The following is a 22635-nucleotide window of genomic DNA, read 5'->3' on the forward strand; positions in this document are numbered from 1 at the left end:
CCTTATCCCAGCATGCCCTCAAGCTCAAGGATTTTCTTCGAGCGCAGGTAGATGACGGGAACACCTTTTGCACGGAGCTTTTTCTTCAGCTCCCTGTCGTTGGTGCACACTATCACGCCGGGAGTTTTAACCGCAAACTCATATATAAGCTCATCCGTGGGTTTCTCTCCAAACCGGCCTATTTCTATCTTCTCAAACCTTCCTGCGAGCTTCTTGGCCATCCTAACGGCCATTAAGTCCCTTCCTCTGGCCTTCCGCTCTATAACATCAAGCTCCCTCATAACCGCCGTGGGAAGAACGATATTAAACCTGACATCCAAAACCCTGTTCAGCTCTCCGATTATATCAACACCGAACTGCCCCGGAATCAGGAGAAAATTCGTGTCCGGGAGCACGAGCCATTCCTTAATGCCCCTGCCCATACCCATAAAAATCACCGAAAAGAAAGGAGAATCACTCCTTAATGAAGCCGTAGCCTATGAGACGCCACCTTGAGCCAACCTGCCTGCTTATGGCAACCCTGTCCCCGGGCTCGGCACATATCGGGAGCTGAAGCTTCAGCTCAACCTCGTCCTTCCCGAGGCCGGTAACGAGACCCATGGTTCTCGCCGTCCCGACGTTGAGAAGGAGAACCTCCCTTCTCTTTATGGGTTCGACTTTGAGCTCCTCCTCTGTTCCAACGACCCTCTCAAGGAGGTGGACCTCAAGGCGGAGTTCGCTCCATACTGGAGGCAGGTGTCCGGGCCTGCCCACGACGTTTCCGGCCATCAGGTCGCCCTTTGTCAGGAACGGATCGAGCTTGGTGCCGACACCGACAAGACCGCCGGGATATGCCTCCTCAACGAACCTTCCGCCGGCCTGGAGGGATACTATTTCAGTTGTAATCGGCTCATATTTTATCCTTCCGTGCTCCTCATACGGAACCCCCGGCCTTATCTCTATCTCCTCGCCGACCGTGAGCTTGCCCTGAATTATTGAACCGCCGATAACACCCCCGACGAGTTTCTCGGGCCTTGTTCCGGGTTTGTTGACATCAAAGCTCCTCAGAACGAGCATCTTGGGATCCTTTCCCGTGTCCCTCTCCGGTGTTGGAATAAACTCTTCAATTGCTGCCAGGAGGACATCGACATTCGAGCCGTGAAGGGCTGAAATTGGAATTATTGGGGCGTTTTCAGCAACGGTTCCCTTCACAAATTCCTTAATCTCGCGATATCTCTCAATCGCCTTCTCCTTGCTCACGAGCTCGATTTTATTCAGGGTTATTATGATGTTCCTGTTGCCGACTATCTGCAAAGCCATGAGGTGCTCCCTCGTCTGGGGCATTACCCCCTCGTTGGCCGCTATAACCAAGACGGCACCGTCCATGAGAGCGGCTCCAGCCAGCATCGTCGTCATCAGCGCCTCGTGGCCGGGGGCATCTATGAAGGAAACCCTCCTCTCGAACTCGGTCTTGGCATTACAGTAGGGACATACAGGGGAGTTCGAATACTTCCCGCACTGCGGACATTTTCTTATCTCCGCATCGGCAAAGCCTATCTTGATTGTTATGCCCCTCCTCAGCTCCTCGCTGTGGGTGTCAGTCCAGATACCGGTTAAAGCTCTCGTCAGTGTGGTTTTACCGTGATCAACATGACCGACCATACCGATATTAACCTCAGCCTGCCCGAATTTTTTCTTCCTCATGATTCTCACCTCTCTAAGATTAGAGAGATGGAGCATTTATTAAGCTTTACCCTATGGCGGGAAGTGCGGAAGAAAAAACCGGCTCAACATTATTAAAAGAGGGCAGAGCCCTCAGAGAACTACTTTAAGGTTTATCTGGGCGATATCGGGGCTGATGACGTTCCCACGGACGGTTTTCTTCCTCCTCTCACCCCTCTCCTTGGGCCTGAATCCTGGCCCTCTGGAGACGAGGATTTTAACCCTTCTCGGCCCGTGGACGTCCGGCCTCATCGGAAAGCCGTCCTTGTCAGTCCCGCCGGTTATTTTGAGCCTTGCATCGGCAGGAATCTCTTCCCCGAATATCTCGGAGAGGTTCAGACCGAGCTCTTTGGCTGAAACTTCCTCACCGATTCTCCTTCCTATGAGCCTCTCGGCTTCATCGCCGCTTATCTCAACCTGCCTTGCAATTCCGCTCCTTGGATTGGAAATCACAAGCTTAAATGTAGCCATTTCCTCCCACCTCCTCTGTCATTAGCGGGATTCATTGGGATAACCCTTATCCAGTGAGCGCTGTGATTCAGCCTTTAAAAAGTTTCCCATGAAAAGAGGCATGCTTCCGGGACAGGCGGCTGGAGTTAGGTTTAAGTTTCTGTTATCGCTGCAGGAGGGGAAAACTTCATCTTTGAGAGTGTCATGCTTGAAGTTTTTTGCATCGTCCGAATGCAAAATCAAAACTTTTTTATATCCCTGCAGGCATTCATTGATGAGAGGTGAAAAAATGGCGAGAGAAAAAACGACACTCCCTCCGACCGGTGCCGGTTTGATGAGATTCTTCGACGAGGATACGAGAGCTATAAAGATAAGCCCCAGGGGGGCCATAGCAATAGTGCTCATCTTCGTTGCGGTTGAGATACTCCTGAATGTCTTCGGGGCCTCAATATTCGGTTAAAGGAAGGTTTTCTTCAGCCCCCTCGCATTTAGTTCTTCGTTTATTATTGTCCTGACAGCTTCCTCAAGGTATCCCTTGGTAAGGTTCTCGACATCCTCCTTTATGACATCAACATCATGCCTCAGCCCCTCGAGGAGCTTGATGTACTCCCTGGCCATCTCAAGCTGCCCCTCCTGTTTTATAAGCTGCTCTTTGAGGTGCTCAAAGTCCTCCTTCATCACCTGCAGCTTCCTGAGCTCTCTGTTCAGCTCATCAATCTGTCTGGTGAGCCTGTAGTTTTCATCCTTCAGATCCTTAATCATCTTTTCTTTGGCCTCAATTTCCCTTACAAGGGTGTTGTATTCCTCCGCTATAGCATGCAGCCTCTCAATTTCCTTCAGAGGTGGAACCTTACCCTCTCCAAGGATTATCGCATCCGGACCCACATTCACTATATCGCTCGGCTTTATCCTCAGCTTCCTCTCATTTGAGAACATACCCTGGTGAAACTCGCCTCCCTTGCTGAGGTTCTCAAGTATGCGTATCTTCAGTATGAAGTAGAACTGATCCTCCTCAACCTCAACATTGATGTCGGTTACGTAGCCGAGAATCCTTCCGTCCGTCAGGGAAATCACGAACTTGTTTATGAGCTGATTTCCCCTCGCTTTCTGAGTAGCCTCATCCATAAACACCACCAAAAATAATAGCCATCCAGATACTTAAGTCTTTTTGGTTTGTATGGATGTATAACGCTTGGATGCCAGCACCCTCTTAAACCTTATAAAGGTGGAAATTCCTGAAGTTCTGGGAGGAAAAATGATAATCTTTGTGGGAAGATCAAACGTTGGCAAGAGCACGCTCATATACAGGCTCACGGGTAAAGATGTGAAGAGAGGGAAAAGACCGGGGGTTACGAGAAAGCCCGTGGAGGTCATCTGGAGAAACAGGAGAATAGTCGACATGCCGGGATTCGGATTTATGAGCGGGCTTCCAAAGAGGGTGCAGGAAAAGATAAAGACCGAGACAGTGCGCTTCATCGAGGAAAACGCAGATGATATTGAGCTCGCAATCCTCGTAATTGACGGGAAGAGCGCTCTTGAGATAATAGAAAGATGGGAGAGGAGGGGCGAGATTCCCATCGACGTGGAGTTCTTCCAGTTCCTGCGCGAGTTGGATATACCTACGATTGTTGCAGTCAACAAGCTGGACAAGATGAGAAATGTCGGGGCCACTATCAACAGGCTGATAGAAAAGTTCGGCCTGAATGGAACATGGGCGGATTACAGGGAGGTGTTCATACCCATCTCCGCAAAGTTTGGAACGAATATAGATGAACTCAAAAAGGTTATAGAAGAGAGGCTCAGAGAACCTCAAGAACGACATGGGTGATTGTTTCCCTGACCCCCTCAAGAGAGGCTATCTCCTCAAGAATCTCATCGAGCCTCGTCTTATCCGCCTCAACTATGAGGTCTATATCACCGGTAACCCGATAAACCCTTTTGACTTTCAGCTTCTTGATTGCTTCATAAACATGCTTTCTCTTTGTGGGCTCAATCCTTACAAAGACAAAGACATCGCCTTTCTTTTCCCCAAGAAGCTCAAGAGCCCTGTCCGTGAGGTCAATGAAACCCCTGCCGGTTCTGATATAGCCAAACTCCTTGAGAACCTTAAGGTGATTGCTCAAAGCCTGTCTGGTTATCCCGAGTTCCTCAGCAAGCTCATCCTGGGTCTTTTCCACCGTGTGGACCTCGATCGTCTTTCCTTCCTTGTAGAGTTTTCTCAGGAGTTCAATCTGTCTGTTTGTGAGTGACGTTCTTCCGTTCATATTTCACTCCCCTCCTCTTTTAATCAAAAATTGTTTGACAGATTTAAATACAGACTCTGAATTTTTTAAAGGAAATTGAGACACCAAAATGTAGCATTTCTTTTAGTTTTATAAACCTTTCCCAAGTTAATTTTTTAATTTCTTGGGGATAATGCAATTTGATGAACAAGGCAAAATACACAGATGACGTGCCCGGGGACAGAAGGGAGCTCCTCAAAATTATAGGTCAGCTGGATAGGCCGGCGAAGATTATGGTTATCGGGGGAACCGACAGCGGCAAAACCACGCTTGTGACTTTCTTAGCCAACAGACTGGTTTCCACGGGCTTCAGGGTGGCACTGGTGGACAGCGATGTCGGGCAGAAGAGCCTCCTCCCCCCGGCAACGGTGAGCCTGGCCCTGGCGGAACTTCCGTTTGAATCCCCCAGCGAGCTCAGGGCATTAAAGCATTACTTCGTGGGCAGCATTACACCTGATGCACATTTCGGCGAGGTTATTGCGGGCGTTAAGAGGCTTGCGGAAATCGGTGAGAGGCTTGCGCACTTCGTAATAATCGACACCACAGGCTATGTGGAGAATGCGGGAGAAGACCTGAAAAGGCTGAAAGCCGAACTTTTGAGGCCGGAGCTGGCAGTCCTCCTCCAAAAGGAGAATGAGCTGGAGGAACTTGGGAGGAGTCTTGAAAGATTTTCGAGGGTGATTTTCCTTGAAGTAAGCGAAAAAGCCCTTGAACACAGCAGGAGCGAAAGGAGGAACATACGGAAGGAAAAATGGAGGCGCTATTTCGAGAACGCACAGGAATATACAGCTGACCTGACGGAATACATTCTCAGCGGGACCCGGATGTTCCATGGGGAGGAGATAAAGGGTGAAGAAAGGGAGCTTCTGGAAAAGCTCCACGGATGGCTTATTTTTGCGGGATGGAGGAACAGGGGCTATACCGTTGTTAAGGCAGGGGATAGCTGTAGGGGGGTCGATAGAAGGCTCATCCACTGCATAGACATCGAGAATCTAAGCAACCTGCTCGTCGGTTTCATAGATAAGGATGGTCTCTGCATAGGTCTCGGAATACTAAAGCTCATAAACTTCAGGGAGAAGAAAGCGGAGATTTTAACCCCCCTAAGACAGGAGGAGCTCGGAAAGGCCGTGGAGATAAGATTCGGGAGAATAAGGGTCAGAGAAGATGGGGAGGAGCTGGGACTTTTAAGGAGGAATGCGCTTTAGGTGTTCTAAAGGTTTAAACTGGCCCCCTTTTGTGGGGAGGTTTGCGGGTTCATAGCCTACTCCTGTCGCCAGTTTCGGCTCAGCCAGGCCCCTATCTCTGGATTTTGGATTTTTGAATTTTCGAACTTTTGCACCTGTCCGAGCACCCTTCTTCAAACAACGCCCGCACTTTAGGAAAGTTTTTTAAGCCCTCACCCTAATCGAGTTAGGTGTCCCTAATGGAGCTGAAGGCCTTCATTGAGATAACGAGACCCCATAACTGCATCTTAGCCGGAATAGTGGGTGTGCTGGGCTCGGTTGTCGCTCTGGGAGGCATTCCTGAATTCAGAACTGCGCTCCTGATATTCCTTGTGGTTACCCTCGGATGTGCCGGCGGAAACACGGTGAATGATTATTTTGACTACGAAATAGATAAAATAAACAGACCTGAAAGACCCCTTCCACGGGGGGCAATGGAGAGAAAAACCGCCTTCCGCTATGCCATTGCACTCCTCATCCTTGGTCTGCTCCTCTCATACATGATAAACATGTGGGCCTTCATTCTTGCGGCGGTTGCATACGGAACAATGCTCCTCTATGCGTGGAAGCTCAAGCCGATGCCCTTTGTTGGAAACCTGACCGTCGCTGCGCTGACGGGCGCAACACCCCTCTACGGCGCTGCCGGTGTCGGCAAGCTCGGCCTCGCAGGCTATCTGGCGATCTGTGCGTTCCTCGTGAATGTTTCGAGGGAGATAATGAAGGATATTGAGGACCTTGAGGGGGACACTGCGAAAGGGGCGAGAACCCTCCCAATAGTCTGGGGCATCAGAAGGTCGGCCTATCTTGCAGTTCTTTTTGCCGTGCTCACGGTTCTTGCCTCCTTCCTGCCGGTGAAGGCTGGCATAGGGGCAGGATATGCGCCCATGGTGTTCGTCGATGGCCTGATTCTCTGGGCCGCATACCTCATCATCAGAAATCCCCTACCTGAAACTGCAGGTAAAACGCAGAAAATGCTTAAAATTTCCATATTCCTTGCGGTATTTACTTTCCTGATAGCATCAATCTGGAGGTGAAAATATGAACTTTGAGAAGGATATCCTTGAGAACCTTGAAAGGGAGGGGCTCTGGACGGTAATAACGTTTAAGACGCCTCACGGGCCCGGTGAGACCCTTGATAACCTCGTCAGGGTTGTCGAGGATGCGGGATGGAAGGTAACCTTCAAGGCCAACTGGTGGACGGCTGACATACCCTACGGGCTTGTCAGGGTGGATGCCGAAAAGGACGGGAGGGAAAAGATAATCCTCGGCAAATGGATACTGGGAAAGGAGTGCCGGCTGATAAAAATAGACAACCTCGACCTTGCAAAAGGCAGAGAGGAGTTCTTCAAGATGGTGGACAGCATAACGTCAACCCTGATATACGACCCGGTGATAAGAACCATGAGGGAGCAGTACTGAGCTTTTGATGCAGCTTTAATTTTAAACCCCAGCTCCCCTGCACTGTACATTTATCGCCGGGAAATAAAACAAAAAGACCTGAAATCATTCGAGAATCCGGTAAAAGCCAATTTCCGGCTCGTAGATTTCCCCTTCAGCCAGCAGGTCCTTTATCGCCTCATCTATGACATCAGGATCAAATCTGTCCCTCAGCTTTCTCTCGATGAATTTCCTTGATATCGGCTTGTCCTTTGCCTTTAATATCTCCAGAACGGCCTTTTTGGCCTCCACCAGCTCCGGGGAGACCGTCTTTTCCTCTTCGATTAATGCCTCCTCAGGAGTCTCTTCGATGAACTCCTGGCTCCTCTGCTCAAGCATTATGGTGTATAACTCATCAATCGTCTGGAGGAGGTCCTCGCTGATTCCCCTGTTCTTGGCGATGACCTTTGCTTTGGCTGTAATACCATATGTGTCGTAAATCTCAAAGGCTGTTCTGGCCTTCTTTATATGCTCGACTTTCTCCTTGAGCGTCTCGAAACGGTGGAGTATCCACATATTAGGGTGCACCTTCGTGACGCCTTCAACAAGTATCTGCTTGTCGTCGCGCCATTCAGCAACCTTTCCGATGATCTGAACGAGATCTCCCTTCTTCACGAGACGCACGAACCTCGTATCGTCCCTGAAGCCGAGAACCCACATGGTTCCCGTGCCATCATCAATCTGAAACTTACCGTAGGTCTCATCCTCACTTATCGCGGGCTCCCTGACGACTGTGGCCACAACCTTGACACGGTAAACCTTGCGGGCATCCTTCGTTATCAGGTAGTTTGGCTCAAAGTCCCCCTCGCTCCTGACGTAATAACCATCTATTATGTCCTTGAGATAAACACGGGCAGCAGGCAGACGCTTCTTCATTCTGACCACCACACAAGGGCATTTTCAAGTTTCGGGAGAATCTTCCTTTCAAGCTCCTGAATTTCCTCCAGAGCTTCAAGATCAGCATCGCTGAAGTCCTGAATGGCCTCCCCGTAGATGTGCATTTCCTCATTCCTGATTATCCTCCCGACGACCCTGACAGTGCGCCCAATCTCGGGAAGGACATTTTCCTCACTTTCTATTATGGCAACCCCTGTTCCATCGTCGAGCCAGAAGAGATAATCGAGCTTATCAACCTTGACAACCTTGCCTATGAGGGCCACCCTCGTGTCGTCTTCGGATATATCCCCAATCTTCCTCTCAACAGCGGGCTTTCTGCGTCTGAACCTTATCTCCTCCATCTCACTCCACCTCCCTCAGAGCAGCATTAAGCTCCCTCCTTGTTCTGGCAAGCTCCCGCCTGTAATCAACCTCGTCCCATGAGGACGCCTTGAGCAATAGGCCGAGGAACTTATCGTCAACGACGTTTCCCCTGACCACGATTTCCCTGCCAAGGAGGGGATAGAACTCCTCATCCGCAAGCTTCCTGCCGGCTTCCTTAATTGTTAGCCCCTCCTCCACAAGCTCCTTCAGCTTTTCGGAGATTTCCTCAGGGTCTCTTCCGAGGAGCTCGGCCGCATCATCCCCGAACAGGGTTGCCCTTATGTAGCCGGTTGAGTCATCTATTCCGAAATCCATAATGGTAATCTTCACAGGCTCAACTGCTCCATGCTCCACGCATATCCACGATTCCGTCGATGCATCATAATCAACCCTCTTTCTGCACTGGGGGCAGGCATCATAGACTGTAACGCGGTACAGCTTTGCTATTGTGCCCCTGATTTCCACAAAACGCTCTCCCCCAATGAGATCAGCTATCCTGACCCTCTGATAATTGTATGTGCGCACCGACTCAATCGGGGGGATTTCCGCAACCCTTGGATCCTCCGGATTAACGATTATCCTGCTCCTGAAATTAACGTGAAGCTCCGGCAGCTCTGTGCGGCCTTCCCTCACCGAGGCATCTATAACCTTGATGACGTCACCCACCTTAAGCTCGCCGTAGTATTTGGCCGCCTGAGCGTCCCAGAGAACTATTCTGGCCTTTCCAGTGCTGTCATACAGGAGGAGGCTCGCCACATGCCCCCTGCTCCCGTCTTTTTTCTGGTACTCCCTCAACGGATATTTACGGAGAATCCTCCCGACTATGTTGACTCCCCTCATCCCGGGAACCAGATCAGAGATGTGCATGAGCGAAGGGGCCTCCTCAAGACCGACTCCGAGCTCATCGGCAAGCATTGCAGCGGCAGCGTGATCGGAAATCCCGTGTCTGACACTTAATTCCCTTATCCTCTCCTCAATTTCTTTTGCACTCATGCCGGTTTCCTTTCGTATCCTTTCAACTATCCTCTCCTTAGTAAGCACGGCCATATACACTCACCTAAATAGTAATTTATTCAGAGGTTTTTAAACTTTTCTTTAACACCTGAGATTAAAGAGAATGGGAAGGAATTTCTTTTATCGCAGGAAACAAGGAGATTAAAATTCACTGCCCGGCTTCTGAGAGCGTTCTGCCTTTCTCAAGTTTTTCGATTAGGTCTGCATATTCAGCATGAACAACCTTCTTGAAAGCCTCCTTTATTATGAGCGGGTCATTCTCAGGGAATCCGTAGAGCTCTGCAAATTTTGGGGTAGTTCCCAAGAGCTTCGTGCGCTCGTATGGCTCAGCGTAGATAAGCCCCATCTCAAGGAGCTTCCGTATGTGCTCGTAGGCCTGGCTCCCCCTGAGCTTCACAAGTTTGCTCTGCTCTATTGGCTGGAGGTATGCAATCAGCGCAAGGGTCTTGAGCTCGCCGGTTCTTAAATCCGGCCGCGGCATCAGGTGTATAACCCTCTGGGAATATTCCTGTCTGACCTGCATGACGTATTTATCGCCGAGAACCCGGACAACCTCAATGGCACTTTTTCGTTCGGCATATTCGGCCGCTATAAGCTCTATCAGCTTCTCCAGATAATCCTGGGATTTTATCCCCAGCGCCCTTGACAGCTCTTTAACGCTTAAAGGCCTGCCCGAGACAAAAAGAGCCGCCTCAACCAGAGCCTTATCCTCAATTAACCCCATGATTATCACCTCTTATTCAGGGGATTGGATGTGGAAAGCTATAACCTTTTTGTTCTTCGCGGGTGTGTCTGAAAGTTGGGGTTGTTTCGTTCTGTGGGCGTCATGCCTGAAGTGTTTGCATCGTCCGAGTGCATCTTTCGAAGACTTTTACTCTTCCACCGTACAAACCTACACAATCTTAGACACACCCGTTCTTCGCCCTGATACTGCCGGACTGTGATGTGTTCCTTGGAGGTATCATCGGGCACAGCATAGGGAACCGCAATCTTTATAAACTAAACCCGATAGGTCAATAGCGGTACGGCGGTCATAGCGGCGGGGTCACACCCGGTCTCGTTTCGACCCCGGAAGTTAAGCCCGCCAGCGATCCCGGGTGTACTGCCCTCCGAGAGGGGGCGGGAAACCGGGGACGCCGCCGGCCGCTCAAACGCCCGGGTGGTGTAGCCAGGCCCATCATGCGGGACTGTCACTCCCGCGACTCGGGTTCAAATCCCGACCCGGGCGCCATAGAAACTTTTGCCAAGCAAAAGTTTCATCAAAGTCAGCAGCTCCTTTTCATGGCTCAGTTCTGTGTGATTTCTTATCAATTGGCTGTTTTAAATTTGAGAACTTTTCAGAGTGAATTCCTTACTAAAAAATGGCAGTTCTGCAGTGCAAACTCTCCCCAACTGTACTTTAAGGAGAAGAATCACGAACCTTGATGAAACCTTGCGCAGGCAAAGCTTCAGGGCAAAGCTTATAAAACCATCCCTGCTTAGGGATAAGCGAGGGCCGGTAGCTCAGCCTGGTTAGAGCACCGGGCTTTTAACCCGGTGGTCGCGGGTTCGAATCCCGTCCGGCCCGCCATTACAAACTTTTGCCAAGCAAAAGTTTGATCAAAGTTTGTAGCTCTTTTCTATTAAGGAGTTTTTGAGTTGTTTTCTTCCTGAGACTGTGGCTTGAATTGGGAACTCTTTCAGGGGCTTTTTTAGGGGGGTTTAGTTCAAAGAGACGCCCTTCGGGCGTCAGAGAAAAAATAATCCTCAAAGGACTCCTCCCAACTTGTTCCCGCTCAAAAAGGAAGAGGTTAATTCAGAAAAACATGCTGTAATGACGCCTCTACTGCGGAGCTACAGGGCCCTAGTCAAGCTTTCCTAAAGCTTGTCCTGTACCCTCAAACCCCCAAAGTTTGCCAGGCAAAAATTAGTAGCTCCCTCCTGAAATGCTGTTTCCATGGGTTTCTTATTATTGGGGCGGTTAGCGTGGAGAATTTCTTTAAAAACCTCTTTGGGCTGATTAGAATGGATAATGAACCAGAAGGATGGCAGACCGGACAAGCTGCTATTCCCCCAAGGGGAGGGGCAAAATTTATAAATCAACGCCTTAACCTATCAACGGGACAGCCCCGTGGTGTAGCGGCCAAGCATGCGGGACTCTGGATCCCGCGACCGGGGTTCGAATCCCCGCGGGGCTACCATCAACATGGGCTCCAGACTTCGAACCCCTTTATTTCATTTGCCTTGATATTTTGCAAGTTTTCGGTTGGCTTTTTTTGCTTTGACTGGGCTCAATCCGGGAGATTATCCCCCGGTCACTTTACAATATAAAATGTAATTTGTGCATCCGCCTTCCCTCGGCCCCCGCTCACATTATTTTCAGTTCATGTATTGGAATTTATACAATTTATTGACGAGATTTCAGCATCCTCCATTTTTATTATAGGGAACCAGCAGGAGATAAAAAGAGAAAACAGCTCCTTTAACCAGTTCAACGTCAATATTTGCTCTATTATCGAAATCCAAACCGTATAGGAAGGTTTAAATAAGATAAAGGACAGATAATTATGATACGAAGTAAGGTAACTATAATCTACTTCTCATCAATTAAGGCATAGTGAAACTTTGGAGGCGATAATTTATGGATAATGGCACCATTGAAGGCGAGATTATAAAGCTGCTGGAAAAACATGGAGCGCTGCCGCTGTCATTTATAACACGATTTCTAAATGAGAGGGGCATTCACTGCACGAGACAGAAGGCCGAGAGAACCCTCAGACGGCTGGTGGAGAGGAATATTGTGGAGTTCTTCTACACAAACAACAACCACCGGCGACATTATCGCCTGAGGTGAATAACATGGGAACGTCAGCCATGATCCTCGGCAATGACAGAAGGATCCTGGTAATCGAATATCTCCAGAAACGCGAGGGGAAGGCTGATCTGCGGGATGTGGTCGAGTATATAGCAGAAAAAGAGGGCAACACCGAGAGGAAGCACAGGAAGAGCATCTACGTGAGCCTGATGCAAACACACATACCAAAGATGGAGCGTGAGGGGGTAATTTCATACGAACATGGCATGATCAAGCTGATTAAGGTGCCGCTGGATGTCAACCTGTACATGGAGGTCGTGAGCAAGAATGACATCAGCTGGAGCACCTTCTACATAGGCACATCCCTCATCTTCATAGCCACAGGAATCTTTCTCAACGACCCTCCCCTCATGATTGCGGCCATGATATATGCCCTCATAGCCCTGATACATCACCAGAAGGTCAGAAGGGTATTTTAAAGGACATTCACGCCGGTAACCTCTCATTACCACCGGGTCAGAGTGAAGTAACCCGGCATTTACTATATACAACAACCTCCAACTTCTCATTAAGTGTCTCTATATGGGGCACCTGAATTGAAAAAGTTTGGAGGAAAAGACCATGAAGAAAATTTTGGCCCTTGGTATGCTCGGGCTTTTGGTTGCAATGGCCTTTGCATTAGGCACCAGTGCAACGTTCAGGGACTACAGAGTGCAGAGAAGCACCCATATTGCAATAGTCGCTGACGACTCAGAGCTCATTGATTTGACACCAGCCCAGCCCTATGCATACATTAATGAGAGGGGAAAATTAGTCATTGATTTCTCAAGTGACAACCCGAACTGGCCAGGGCATGAAGATGCAAACTGGACAAACAGGGGACTGGGTCTAAGCCCGCAGTCAAGATACAACTTTGATCACGTATTTAAAGTGAGCAACGATCTATGGGAGAACAAGACTATTCTCGTTGAGGTTATCTCATCGGATGCCGGAAAAGTCTCATTCTACGACCCAGGCGAGAACATGCGCGTAACCGGTGGAAATGGAACCCCGTACAACTCGGACACAGCAGCTGGAGACGTATGTTTCTACTTGGCACCAGGTGAGGAGCTGGGTGTTGGTATGGAGCTTGCAGCACCGAACACACTCGGAGACTACGACCTGACAATAACCGTAATGGCATGGCCAGCTGACGATGCACCATTCGTATGCGGAGGAGGGATCTGAAATGAGAAAAATAATAGGCTTATTCGTTCTGATGGCAGGACTTCTGGTAGCAGTAGCGGCCAGCAGCGCAAACTTCGCATACTTTGAAGCGGACAGGGATGTGCATATCGCGGTAGTTCCGGATGACACGGAGCTCATTGACCTGAGACCCCTGCAGCCCTATGCATACATAAACGACAACGGTATGCTGGTAATTGACCTGAGCCACAACAACCCCAACTGGCAGGAGGGCTTTGGAGAGGGCATAAGCCCGGACAGCACATACGTGTTCGAAGAAGTGTTTGGCGTGAGCAACGACCTGTGGGAGCAGACCCCGATCTGTATGCACCTGACCTACTCAGGTAACGAGGGAGTGCTCTTCTTTGTCGGCGACTACACGAACACCACAGTCGGCAGCACAAGTCTCTACTTCACGGTTATGCCGGGAGAAGTCGTTAAGATCGGTATGATACTTAACGGATTCAACTACAGCGCCGGAGACGAGATTAACGGCCAGGCTCAGTTCTATGCTGAAGCCGGCGAGTGTGATTGATTGAATTTCCATCTTGGAGCATTTGCTCCCTTTAACACATTTCAATTTATTATCATCATGGAGGAACACAAATGACAGTAAAACTTCTTGCCGGCATAGGATTGTTTACCATCATAATGTCAGGGCTATTCTTCGTTAACTTAAATTCTGAAGATTCTATTCCTGTGGTTTACGCAATCTCTGAGGCCACGGCCGCCAACGAGACTCCTTCTATTGAAAGCCCCGTACCCCCCTACTCATATCTCCAGGACGGCTTCTTGAAGGTGGAGATAAGCAATGAAAGCCCGATGTACCCAGGTTTTGGAAATGGCCTCGGTAAGGACACCGTATATGTCTTTGAGAATGTATTCACCATTGAGAACAATGAAAGCGAAACCGGTGAATCGGAGATTTGTGTGACTGTTACATCAGACTCCACCAAGATAGGTGTTTTTGAGGGAAACTTTGAGGGTTCATGGAGCCAGAGCATCAGCATTAGCCTGCTCGCCAATGAGACCGCATATATAGGTATGCGCATTGACACCCACAACCTGACCCTTGGGGACTACAGCAGCGCCATAACAATACAGGCTGTTGGAGGAAGTTGTGAATGAACAGGGCCGTAGAGTACCTGCTCCTTACAGCGGTCTCGGTTGTGATTATTGGTTCATTAGCGGGAGCTCTGCTCGACAGGCCTGTTTTCATGTCCTATGCCTATTCCGGAAGCATGACCCCGACAATAAGCAAGGGGGATGTGTTTTTCATCAATCCTCTTTCAAGAAACCCCTCAGTGGGCGATATAATCGTTTTCAATGCCGGGGGAACCTGGACGGTTCACAGAGTTGTGGGGATTGTTGAGGACGGATACATAACGAAGGGAGACAACAACGTAGCGACTGATCAGCAGAGCAAAAAAATCGCACCTGTATCGAGGTCGCAGATAGGGGGCAGGGTCATAACCTTCAACGGAAAACCCCTGGTGCTGAGGGGTGCCGGGAACTATCTCCAGAACAACCTCTCGGGCAGAACCAAGATGCTCGTTGCGGGCCTCCTTATAATCCTCGGAACACTGGCATTCACGGGAGAGGGCAAGAAGGGGATCAGGAAAAAGAAAAGGAGCAGGGCCGTGGTCATAAAGTTCAAAACACTTTACATACTGGCCTCGGTTCTCCTGCTGGTCATGGTCGCCACCTCAATGTTCGTATCATGGCAGGTTTTTCCGGTTGAATACGCCGTTACATCCGCAGGGGGGACGAGGGAGGGGTGGTATCTCCCGGGAGAGGTTTTCACCCAGGAGATAACTGTTAAAAACCTGAACTTCTATCCGATGTTCTACTATGTGTCCGCACCCAGACCCGTTACGGAGCTATCTGAGGACAGCTTCCAGCTCCCGGGCAGCGGGGAGAAAACCGTTCTTGTGACGATAAAAAGTCCGGAGGAAACCTCGGTCTACTCCACAAAGGTGACCGTGAACTCGTACCTGCCGCTGCTCCCGAGGTCAACCACGACATACCTCCACAGAATAAATCCCATAATGCCCGTGCTCGCAATACTGATGGAGATATCCCTGTTTTTGGGGGTGCTCTACAGGGTTTCGGGGATCGGGAATGAGGATATAATAAAAATAAGAACAAAGAGACTAAGACAGATCAAACAGGAGGTGTTTAGGATATGAAGGAGATTTTCTCAGTGATAATTATCTTCCTGCTGGCGTCAGTTATGGTCATCGGATCAAGCGGGACGTTTGTTCAGTTCACTGCGGAGAGGGGGCTCAGGATGAACGTGACCTCTCATGATAACGAATACATGGCATTCAGCTGCATAGGAAATTACTCCAATACCGTGATGCTTGAGAGGAACAGCACCACCACATTCAACGCCCTCACCGTGTTCAACTACCTGAACGAGCTTCAGACGGCATGGGTTACGCTTTCCCCGGACTACTCCGACCTGCCCGGTGAAGTCACAATGTGGATAGAAACAGAAAACGGTTCACAGATAGCAATAAACCCCGGGAGCAGCTACACCTTCAGCGGAAGCGTGAGCGTTGGCGATGTGCCTGTGGGGGAGTATGTAATCCCCATTCAGATGTTTGCATACTGGGCGAGCGGGGACGCATCGGTGAGCACATGCCCCCTCAGGCTCATCGTCGTTGAGAGCCCCATCATAGAAAAAATACTGCTCGAAGGCAACACGACAGTGCCCACCCATACGTATGAGGAGTGGAAGATACGGATTCTGGTCACAAACGGAGGCATTGCGAGAAACCTGACTGTAAGGGACACCATACCCAATGAGTTTGATGTGGACCTGAACAGGACTGGTGCAAGCACAGGGAGCTATGAATTCGTGGAAATCGGGAACAGTAATGGAGCAACAAAGCTAACGTGGAACGTGAGTCTCGAAGCCGGAGAGAGCGCCTACCTCGACATGCTGGTATATACGAAGGAGAACCCCGCCGGGAAGCAGGAGTTCACATCATGCGGGAATTACTCCCTGAATGACGGTGCTGAGATAGAGGAGCTCGGAATAAAGAGCAACTCCCTCGAAGTTGAAGCCACGTGCCAGCCCCATGACTGCTGCATCAAAGTGGTCAACGGAATAAGCCCCGGCCACATCAAAGCTCAGAAACCTGCAAATCTCACAAAAACAATAACAGTCATCAACATGGGGGCCGGGAAGGATGTAACACTACATCAGAACATCACGGGCAGATTTACCGTCATGAACTATACAGCACCCACAGGCAACGTTACGCTAACACCCCTTCCGGGAGGCAGGACAGAGGTAACATGGCAGCTTCACATGGCACATGGAGAATCCAGGACACTGAAGCTGGGGCTCCACACGGACGGCATTTCGATTGGCCACCGCCACCACAAGCTTGTCATGGTGGCCGGGAGAGCATGGATTGAAGGCTGCGGCAAAAAAGGTTCTATCACACGTGTTCTTGTTAAAAAGCACTGCAGCTGCCATGGAGGAAGCCTGGGGGACATAAACATAGAGGATCTGAACCTCAAAGAAGGAATGGGAGATTATGAATGATGAGGATTAAAAAAGAAAAAATTAAAGGATATCTGAAGAGGAAAGAGGTGCTGGCGGGATTTCTGGTGCTCTTCCTCATTTTCGGATTTTACTCTGTAAAGCTCATGAATGCACGTTCATACAGCATGAACAGAGAAACCGTGGGAACATACACACAGGAAGGAAAGCTGTTTCACAGCGCCATTTTGAGGGAGAATGCCCTTTACGGAAAAACAATGCGGAGCAGCTATTACCCCGCCCCGCTTGTGGAAGGGTTCATCCTGACCTACGCATACCGCTTTGCTCCAATGACATCGGTGGAAGGAACCTATGACATTACGGGGATTGTGACCTATGCTGTAAATAGGGGAGATAAAGAGGTCGTTCTCTGGAAGGAAACGCTGTTTAAGGAGAAGGGAAAGCTCAAGGATGGAAAGTTCACGGTGGAATACAGGATGAACATGAGCACCCTAAGCAACCTAGACAAGCAGATTTCGGACCAGCTCGGAATTAAACGGCTCAAGAGGAGCGTAACCATAACAGTAAATGTGAAGACAGTGGGAAACGCATACGGAAAGCCGGTCTCTGAAACATTCAGACACACAATTTCCCTGATGAAGGACTCAAGTGCGGGTCTGTATTACTTTGACAGCCCCGAGAAGATAGCAAAGAAAACCGTTACAACGACCTCTACCCGGAAAAACAGCGTTAAAATGCTCGGAATTCAGGCCGACGTGGAAACAGCAAGAACTGTAGTGCCCCTGCTCGCCCTGATATTCCTGATACCTCTCGTGGGAGGAGCATACACGCTTAAGAGCACAATGCCCCACGACGACTTCAGGAGGATAAGACCGTATATAGTTGAAGGCGTGCCCCGTAAGGCTGACCGGAGGATTGTCATATCATCGAGGGCGGATCTTGAAAAGACCTTTGAGCTTATCGATAAGCCCATACTTCACTACACGGATGGTGAGGATGAGGTCTATGCGATAATAGACGGCAGCGTGGCCTATGAGTACAGGGAGCCCTCAGGATCGAAGCCTGAAGAAAACTCCTGACCCCCTTCTTTTTTATTTTTGTTTTTGCTTGTCCCAAGACTGTTGAATTTAACAATGCACTGGCCTGCACAGTTGCCAAACGTGGGGTGGTGAGTGCAGCCCGACAATGTAAACATCAACAATCTCAGGCACCCCGGATCAGACCAAAACTTTAAAAGCTAACCTTAAAAGCTGAATGTAGTAATCTTTTCGAAAATTAAAGAGGTGGTAGAAATGAATCCGTTCCACGATCTGGAGCCAGGACCAGAGGTTCCCGAGGTTGTTTACGCCCTGATAGAGATACCAAAGGGAAGCAGAAACAAATATGAGCTCGATAAAAAGAGCGGCCTGATCAAGCTCGATAGAGTGCTATACAGCCCGTTCTTCTATCCCGTGGATTATGGAATAATCCCCAGGACATGGTATGACGATGGCGATCCCTTCGACATCATGGTCATCATGAGGGAGCCGGTTTACCCGGGAGTCATCATTGAGGCCAGACCGATAGGTCTCTTCAAGATGATTGACAGCGGAGACAGGGATTACAAGGTTCTCGCAGTCCCCGTTGAGGATCCCTACTTCGAGGGCTGGAAGGACATAAGCGACGTCCCCGAGGCATTCCTCAACGAGATAGCCCACTTCTTCGAGCACTATAAGGATCTCCAGGGCAAAAAGGTTACAGTCGAAGGATGGGAAAACGCTGAAGTGGCCAAGAAGGAGATTCTGAGGGCTATCGAGCTCTACAAAGAAAAATTCGGAAAGAAGGAGTGATCTCCTTCAATTTATTTTAGGAGGTAGCGGGATGTACAAGCTGCTGACGGTCAAGGATGTTGTGAGAATTCCGCCGAAGATGTTCCAGATGAATCCTGAAGAGGCCGCAAAGATTATTCTGCGGGAGACATATGAGGGAGTTTATGACAGGGATGAGGGAGTTATCCTCGCTGTTCTCAACGTTAGAGAGATAACCGATGGTGTCATCGTCCCGGGGGACGGGGCCACGTATCATGAGGCGGTTTTCGATGTGCTCGTCTGGAAGCCCGAGATGCATGAGGTTGTTGAGGGAGAGGTTGTCGACGTCGCCCCCTACGGTGCTTTCATCAGAATAGGCCCGATGGACGGCCTCGTTCATATCTCACAGCTCATGGATGATTACGTTGTCTTTGACGAGAAAAACAAACAGTTTCTCGGAAAGGAGAAGCACCGCATACTAAAGCTCGGTGATGAGGTCAGGGCAAGGATAATAGCCATAAGCGTGAAGAGCAGGATTATCAGGGAGAACAAGATAGGCCTCACGATGAGACAGCCGGGGCTTGGCAAGCCCGATTGGATCGAAAAAGAAAAGCGCAGGGAGAAGGGTGAAGGGGCATGAAGGAGAGAGCCTGCAGGCACTGCCACTACATCACCACCGAGGATAAATGTCCCGTCTGCGGGAGCAGGGACTTAAGCGATGAGTGGTTCGACCTCGTCATCATAACGGACCCGGAGAACTCAAGGATAGCCCAGAAGCTCGGCGTCAAGGTTCCCGGAAAGTATGCAATCAGGGTCAGATGAGCTATGAGGAATTTCCATTTTGAACTTCCACCCTCTCTAAGGGATGAGCTGAAAAAACCCCTGGGAGAGCTGATTAAAGGGGAGCTCCCGAAACCATACATCGCTTCTCTTGAAAAAATGAAAAAAGCACCCTATTTAATCACAGTTGGCGATGTCGTCACGGAAAACGTTTTAAAGCTCGGTCTCAAGCCGAGTATAGCAATCTACGACCACAAGACCAAGAGGGAGGAGTACAACCCGGAGATAGAGGCCGATGCCGTGATAATGACTGTCAACAATCCCCCCGGCACTGTGACGAAAGCTTTATTAAATGCAATCAGGAAGGCATTTGAGACCGCCCGGAGAGGGCGCAATGTATATATCAAGGTCTATGGTGAGGAGGATCTGGCGGCCATACCGGCCGTGCTTTACGCCCCCGCAGGGAGTCTGGTGCTCTACGGCCAGCCGAATGAGGGGGTAGTGCTTATAAAGGTTACACCTCAATGTAAGCTCAGATGCGCGAAGATACTTGGAAAAATGGAGGTGATTTACGATGGAGATTAAGGTTACCGAGATTAAGGAGAACAAGCTCCTCGGGAGGAAGGAGATATACTTCGACATAATCCATGAAGGGGAAGCAACCCCATCGAGGAAGGACGTCAAGGGCAAGCTCGTTGCCATGCTTGATCTCGACCCGGAAACCACCGTTGTCCAGTACATCCGCTCATACTTCGGAAGCTACATTTCAAAGGGCTATGCAAAGGCCTATGAGAGCAGGGAGAAGCTCCTCTACATCGAGCCGGAGTACGTTCTCATAAGGGACGGAATCATTCAGAAGGAGGGAGAATGATGGGGCAGAAGTGGAAGCTCTATGAGGTTAAGGGCGGAAAGATAAGCAGGAAGAACAGGTACTGCCCGAGGTGCGGGCCCGGAGTTTTCATGGCAAACCACAAGGACCGCTGGAGCTGCGGCAGGTGCGGCTACACCGAGTGGAAGAGGAGATGATTCTCCTTCCGTTTCTCCATTTGCCATCAGTACATAGACAAACCTTTTATTTCCTCGCCCCGAGTTCTCCCCGGTGAGAGCATGACGGTGAAACTGTTCTATGATGATGCATATCTGAGGGAGGCATCGGCTGTAATCAGGGACGTAAAGCTAAAGGAAGGCGGAGAAATAAGGCTCCTCCTTGACAGAACAGTTTTTTACCCCGAGGGAGGAGGCCAGCCCTCCGATAGGGGCCTGATTGAGGGGGAGGGCTTCAAGATTGAGGTCACCCGTGTCTCAGGGAAAGATGAAATATGGCACGAGGGAAGGCTGGAGGGACGAACGCCGGCTATTGGCGAGAAGGTTAAGCTCAGGATTGACTGGGAATGGAGATATGAGAACATGAAGCAGCATACGGGTCAGCACATTCTTTCAGCGGTCCTCAAAGACCTCTACGGCAGCAGCACCACCGGCTTTCAGATTTTTGAGGATTACAGCAAGATTGAGATTGATTTTGATGGGGAGCTAACGTGGGAGCACATCCTGAGGGCCGAACTTGAAGCCAACAGAATCGTGTCCAGCGACCTGCCTGTTCTGATTGAAACCTATGAGGAGCTGCCTGTGGAGCTCATGGGTTCCCTCAGAAAGTCCCTGCCGGAGAAGGTCAAGCCCCCCATACGGATTGTTTCCATTCCCGGCGTTGACATCATAGCATGCGGCGGAACCCATGTCAGGAGCACAAAGGAGGTTAGCCTGATCAAGGTTCTCAGGTTCTACAGAAAAACCCGGAATATATGGCGCATAGAGTTCGCATGCGGCGGCAGAGCTCTGGAGTATCTCGACACCCTCCTGCAGGATTACTGGAGGAGCCTGGATGAAATGCCGAACAAAAACCGCCCTCTCGCCGAGAGAATCAGGGAGCTCAAAGGGGAGCTCGAAAAACTGGAGAAGGAGAAGGTGGAGCTGAGAAGGGGGCTGTGGAGGTGGAAGGCCGAGGCCCTTCTGAGCAGAGCTGAAGAGCTCGGCGGGGTTAGAGTCGTCAGCACCGTTGAGAGCACCGGAATGAAGGATGCTCAGGCTTTTGCGGTGTATCTTGTGGATAAAAATCCCGGTACTGTGGCCCTGATCGCCGGCAGAAACTACGTGATTTTTGCGAGGAACCGTGATGTGAAAGGTATTTCAATGAACGTCCTTCTGAGGGAGGTTCTCAAAGAAACCGGAGGTGGCGGAGGGGGAAGCGAGGTTCTTGCCCGGGGAGGTGGGTTTAAAGCTGAGCCCGGGAGGGTGCTTGAGATTGCCCTGAGGAAGCTGAAGGATTCACAAAAATCCCAAGCCGCTCATAAACCTTCTTCCTAACATCCTCCGGAACCTCCGGCTTTTTAACCTCTTCCAGAGCCTTTCCCCTGTCCACCAGCCCGTACCTTACAAGAGCGGCTATCCTCCTGTGTTCGAAGCTGAAGCCATGCTTCTCCCAGTATCTCTCAAGGGCCGGGCCGAGGATGAGGCAGTTGGTCGTGTATCCCGCCAGTGACGGGAATTCAAAGGGAAGATTTTTCAGAATTTCAAACCGCTCCTCCTCGCTCATCAGGCTCAGAAGCCTTATCTGAAGGACACCGCCGGACATCAGGCGGTAGGGATGGTGGCCAAAGGGCAGCTCGTGGCCGGTTATGATGTAGCTGTAGCCGTTTTTAAGGGCATATTTGCGGAGCTTCTCCATGGTTCTCCTAGAACATGACCTGCACGGCGAGCGACCCTCAAGGAGGGCTTTTCTGAAAATATCTGAGTAATCGTGGCGGAGAATCCTGAAGGGAACGCCGAGATGCTCCGCTATCCTCCGGGCATTTTCAATAGCTTCCCGGGCCATGAAGCCGTGGTCGACCATCACGGCCTCAACATCGAGGTGATACCTTTCCACAGCTAAGTAAAGGGCAACCGTGCTGTCCTTACCTCCGGAGAACGCCACAACAGCTCTCCCGGCCTTAACTTTTTTCATCAGGTCATCAAGCTCGGCCCTTATCCTCTCCCTGTCCGGCCTGTGCCTTAAGTAGACCTGACACTCCCTGCACAGGGGCTTTCCGTCTATGATGTCAATTTTTGCCGTTTTTTCATTGTGGATGCAGAGGGAGCACGTTAGCATGGTTGAAAAAAGGAAAGGCACCTT

The 22635-nt window shown here is 50.0% G+C and carries 30 protein-coding genes, 3 tRNA genes and 1 rRNA gene; 24 read left to right on the forward strand and 10 right to left on the reverse strand.

All coding sequences use genetic code 11. The features are described from left to right. Positions 1-2 precede the first annotated feature (2 nt). The 3 genes from ACYQ27_RS10655 to ACYQ27_RS10665 all read right to left on the reverse strand — a co-directional run bounded on the left by ACYQ27_RS10655 (position 3) and on the right by ACYQ27_RS10665 (position 2172). The gene (locus ACYQ27_RS10655; protein WP_456452214.1) at positions 3-428 is read right to left on the reverse strand and encodes a type II toxin-antitoxin system VapC family toxin; all 426 of its coding nucleotides are present in this window, start codon (positions 426-428) and stop codon (positions 3-5) included. 25 nt (positions 429-453) lie between these two features. After that, on the reverse strand, positions 454-1686 hold the full coding sequence (eif2g, locus tag ACYQ27_RS10660; protein WP_456394410.1) for a translation initiation factor IF-2 subunit gamma: 1233 nt from the start codon (positions 1684-1686) through the stop codon (positions 454-456). Between the two features lie 108 nt (positions 1687-1794). Continuing rightward, positions 1795-2172 carry a 30S ribosomal protein S6e gene (locus tag ACYQ27_RS10665; RefSeq protein WP_456394395.1) on the reverse strand — a complete coding sequence of 126 codons (378 nt, stop codon included), beginning with the start codon at positions 2170-2172 and terminating at the stop codon, positions 1795-1797. A 268-nt stretch (positions 2173-2440) separates the two neighbouring features. Here ACYQ27_RS10665 and ACYQ27_RS10670 point away from each other — a divergent pair, with 268 nt between their 5' ends. Continuing rightward, on the forward strand, positions 2441-2611 hold the full coding sequence (locus tag ACYQ27_RS10670) for a preprotein translocase subunit Sec61beta (protein ID WP_456394396.1): 171 nt from the start codon (positions 2441-2443) through the stop codon (positions 2609-2611). Here the strand turns inward: ACYQ27_RS10670 and ACYQ27_RS10675 are convergent. Beyond that, entirely contained in the window at positions 2608-3276 is a 669-nt protein-coding gene (locus tag ACYQ27_RS10675) for a hypothetical protein (RefSeq protein ID WP_456452228.1), read from the reverse strand. The two genes, ACYQ27_RS10670 and ACYQ27_RS10675, sit on opposite strands and share 4 nt — an antisense overlap. 130 nt (positions 3277-3406) lie before the next feature. Between ACYQ27_RS10675 and engB the strand changes: the two genes are divergently transcribed. Then, entirely contained in the window at positions 3407-3979 is a 573-nt protein-coding gene (gene engB / locus ACYQ27_RS10680) for a GTP-binding protein EngB (protein ID WP_456394411.1), read from the forward strand. Here the strand turns inward: engB and ACYQ27_RS10685 are convergent. After that, positions 3951-4415 carry an Lrp/AsnC family transcriptional regulator gene (locus tag ACYQ27_RS10685; RefSeq protein WP_456394398.1) on the reverse strand — a complete coding sequence of 155 codons (465 nt, stop codon included), beginning with the start codon at positions 4413-4415 and terminating at the stop codon, positions 3951-3953. The genes engB and ACYQ27_RS10685 overlap by 29 nt on opposite strands. Before the next feature lie 161 nt (positions 4416-4576). Here ACYQ27_RS10685 and ACYQ27_RS10690 point away from each other — a divergent pair, with 161 nt between their 5' ends. The 3 genes from ACYQ27_RS10690 to ACYQ27_RS10700 all read left to right on the forward strand — a co-directional run bounded on the left by ACYQ27_RS10690 (position 4577) and on the right by ACYQ27_RS10700 (position 7075). After that, on the forward strand, positions 4577-5638 hold the full coding sequence (locus ACYQ27_RS10690; RefSeq protein ID WP_460041617.1) for a Clp1/GlmU family protein: 1062 nt from the start codon (positions 4577-4579) through the stop codon (positions 5636-5638). Positions 5639-5856: 218 nt separating this feature from the next. Next, positions 5857-6690, forward strand: coding sequence for a geranylgeranylglycerol-phosphate geranylgeranyltransferase (locus tag ACYQ27_RS10695; protein WP_456452226.1), 834 nt, complete (start codon positions 5857-5859; stop codon positions 6688-6690). 4 nt (positions 6691-6694) lie between these two features. Beyond that, positions 6695-7075, forward strand: coding sequence for a ribonucleoside-triphosphate reductase (locus ACYQ27_RS10700; protein WP_456452211.1), 381 nt, complete (start codon positions 6695-6697; stop codon positions 7073-7075). A gap of 84 nt (positions 7076-7159) precedes the next feature. On the opposite strand, the gene ACYQ27_RS10705 is transcribed toward ACYQ27_RS10700, so the two are convergent. The 4 genes from ACYQ27_RS10705 to scpB all read right to left on the reverse strand — a co-directional run bounded on the left by ACYQ27_RS10705 (position 7160) and on the right by scpB (position 10091). Continuing rightward, positions 7160-7969 (reverse strand): OB-fold nucleic acid binding domain-containing protein, encoded by an 810-nt coding sequence (locus ACYQ27_RS10705; RefSeq protein WP_456452209.1) that lies wholly within the window; start codon positions 7967-7969, stop codon positions 7160-7162. Beyond that, on the reverse strand, positions 7966-8331 hold the full coding sequence (locus ACYQ27_RS10710) for a replication protein RepA (RefSeq protein ID WP_456394402.1): 366 nt from the start codon (positions 8329-8331) through the stop codon (positions 7966-7968). Before ACYQ27_RS10710 ends, ACYQ27_RS10705 begins: the two co-directional genes overlap by 4 nt. 1 nt (position 8332) lies before the next feature. Further along, positions 8333-9400 (reverse strand): OB-fold nucleic acid binding domain-containing protein, encoded by a 1068-nt coding sequence (locus tag ACYQ27_RS10715; RefSeq protein ID WP_460041618.1) that lies wholly within the window; start codon positions 9398-9400, stop codon positions 8333-8335. 115 nt (positions 9401-9515) lie between these two features. Continuing rightward, complete coding sequence (scpB, locus tag ACYQ27_RS10720; protein ID WP_456394404.1) at positions 9516-10091, reverse strand: SMC-Scp complex subunit ScpB; 576 nt, start codon at positions 10089-10091, stop codon at positions 9516-9518. 299 nt (positions 10092-10390) lie between these two features. Here scpB and rrf point away from each other — a divergent pair. From rrf to ACYQ27_RS10815, 19 genes are all read left to right on the forward strand, one after another. After that, a 5S ribosomal RNA gene (rrf, locus tag ACYQ27_RS10725) occupies positions 10391-10512 on the forward strand. An 8-nt stretch (positions 10513-10520) separates the two neighbouring features. Further along, a tRNA-Asp gene (locus ACYQ27_RS10730) sits at positions 10521-10598 on the forward strand. 261 nt (positions 10599-10859) lie between these two features. Next, positions 10860-10937, forward strand: a tRNA-Lys gene (locus tag ACYQ27_RS10735). 534 nt (positions 10938-11471) lie between these two features. Further along, positions 11472-11547: transfer RNA gene (locus tag ACYQ27_RS10740), tRNA-Gln, on the forward strand. A gap of 440 nt (positions 11548-11987) precedes the next feature. Next, the gene (locus ACYQ27_RS10745) at positions 11988-12200 is read left to right on the forward strand and encodes a hypothetical protein (RefSeq protein ID WP_456394480.1); all 213 of its coding nucleotides are present in this window, start codon (positions 11988-11990) and stop codon (positions 12198-12200) included. 5 nt (positions 12201-12205) lie between these two features. Then, the gene (locus ACYQ27_RS10750) at positions 12206-12640 is read left to right on the forward strand and encodes a DUF7344 domain-containing protein (RefSeq protein ID WP_456394481.1); all 435 of its coding nucleotides are present in this window, start codon (positions 12206-12208) and stop codon (positions 12638-12640) included. A gap of 142 nt (positions 12641-12782) precedes the next feature. After that, positions 12783-13388 (forward strand): DUF1102 domain-containing protein, encoded by a 606-nt coding sequence (locus tag ACYQ27_RS10755; protein ID WP_456394482.1) that lies wholly within the window; start codon positions 12783-12785, stop codon positions 13386-13388. A gap of 1 nt (position 13389) precedes the next feature. Continuing rightward, a complete protein-coding gene (locus tag ACYQ27_RS10760; RefSeq protein ID WP_456452205.1) occupies positions 13390-13920 on the forward strand; it encodes a DUF1102 domain-containing protein in 531 nt (176 codons plus the stop codon). Between the two features lie 71 nt (positions 13921-13991). Continuing rightward, complete coding sequence (locus ACYQ27_RS10765; protein WP_456452203.1) at positions 13992-14513, forward strand: DUF1102 domain-containing protein; 522 nt, start codon at positions 13992-13994, stop codon at positions 14511-14513. Further along, on the forward strand, positions 14510-15574 hold the full coding sequence (locus ACYQ27_RS10770; RefSeq protein ID WP_460041619.1) for a signal peptidase I: 1065 nt from the start codon (positions 14510-14512) through the stop codon (positions 15572-15574). Before ACYQ27_RS10765 ends, ACYQ27_RS10770 begins: the two co-directional genes overlap by 4 nt. Continuing rightward, a complete protein-coding gene (locus ACYQ27_RS10775; RefSeq protein ID WP_456452199.1) occupies positions 15571-16944 on the forward strand; it encodes a COG1470 family protein in 1374 nt (457 codons plus the stop codon). Before ACYQ27_RS10770 ends, ACYQ27_RS10775 begins: the two co-directional genes overlap by 4 nt. Then, positions 16941-17981: a DUF5305 family protein gene (locus ACYQ27_RS10780; protein ID WP_460041620.1), complete on the forward strand. Its 1041-nt coding sequence runs from the start codon at positions 16941-16943 to the stop codon at positions 17979-17981. Before ACYQ27_RS10775 ends, ACYQ27_RS10780 begins: the two co-directional genes overlap by 4 nt. Before the next feature lie 213 nt (positions 17982-18194). Then, positions 18195-18731, forward strand: a complete 537-nt coding sequence (locus tag ACYQ27_RS10785; RefSeq protein WP_456394492.1) for an inorganic diphosphatase — start codon at positions 18195-18197, stop codon at positions 18729-18731. 31 nt (positions 18732-18762) lie between these two features. Next, positions 18763-19329: a DNA-directed RNA polymerase gene (locus ACYQ27_RS10790; RefSeq protein ID WP_456394494.1), complete on the forward strand. Its 567-nt coding sequence runs from the start codon at positions 18763-18765 to the stop codon at positions 19327-19329. Further along, positions 19326-19511, forward strand: a complete 186-nt coding sequence (gene spt4, locus ACYQ27_RS10795) for a transcription elongation factor subunit Spt4 (protein WP_456454198.1) — start codon at positions 19326-19328, stop codon at positions 19509-19511. Before ACYQ27_RS10790 ends, spt4 begins: the two co-directional genes overlap by 4 nt. A gap of 3 nt (positions 19512-19514) precedes the next feature. Next, on the forward strand, positions 19515-20054 hold the full coding sequence (locus tag ACYQ27_RS10800; RefSeq protein ID WP_456394498.1) for a GTP-dependent dephospho-CoA kinase: 540 nt from the start codon (positions 19515-19517) through the stop codon (positions 20052-20054). Then, positions 20044-20340, forward strand: a complete 297-nt coding sequence (locus tag ACYQ27_RS10805; RefSeq protein ID WP_460041621.1) for a 30S ribosomal protein S24e — start codon at positions 20044-20046, stop codon at positions 20338-20340. Before ACYQ27_RS10800 ends, ACYQ27_RS10805 begins: the two co-directional genes overlap by 11 nt. After that, the gene (locus tag ACYQ27_RS10810; protein ID WP_456394508.1) at positions 20340-20495 is read left to right on the forward strand and encodes a 30S ribosomal protein S27ae; all 156 of its coding nucleotides are present in this window, start codon (positions 20340-20342) and stop codon (positions 20493-20495) included. Before ACYQ27_RS10805 ends, ACYQ27_RS10810 begins: the two co-directional genes overlap by 1 nt. A gap of 81 nt (positions 20496-20576) precedes the next feature. Then, positions 20577-21830 carry an alanyl-tRNA editing protein gene (locus ACYQ27_RS10815; protein ID WP_460041622.1) on the forward strand — a complete coding sequence of 418 codons (1254 nt, stop codon included), beginning with the start codon at positions 20577-20579 and terminating at the stop codon, positions 21828-21830. On the opposite strand, the gene ACYQ27_RS10820 is transcribed toward ACYQ27_RS10815, so the two are convergent. Further along, positions 21739-22611, reverse strand: coding sequence for a 7-cyano-7-deazaguanine synthase (locus ACYQ27_RS10820; protein WP_460041623.1), 873 nt, complete (start codon positions 22609-22611; stop codon positions 21739-21741). The two genes, ACYQ27_RS10815 and ACYQ27_RS10820, sit on opposite strands and share 92 nt — an antisense overlap. Between the last annotated feature and the right edge of the window lie 24 nt (positions 22612-22635).

The sequence above is a fragment of the Thermococcus atlanticus genome (genome assembly GCF_054657855.1).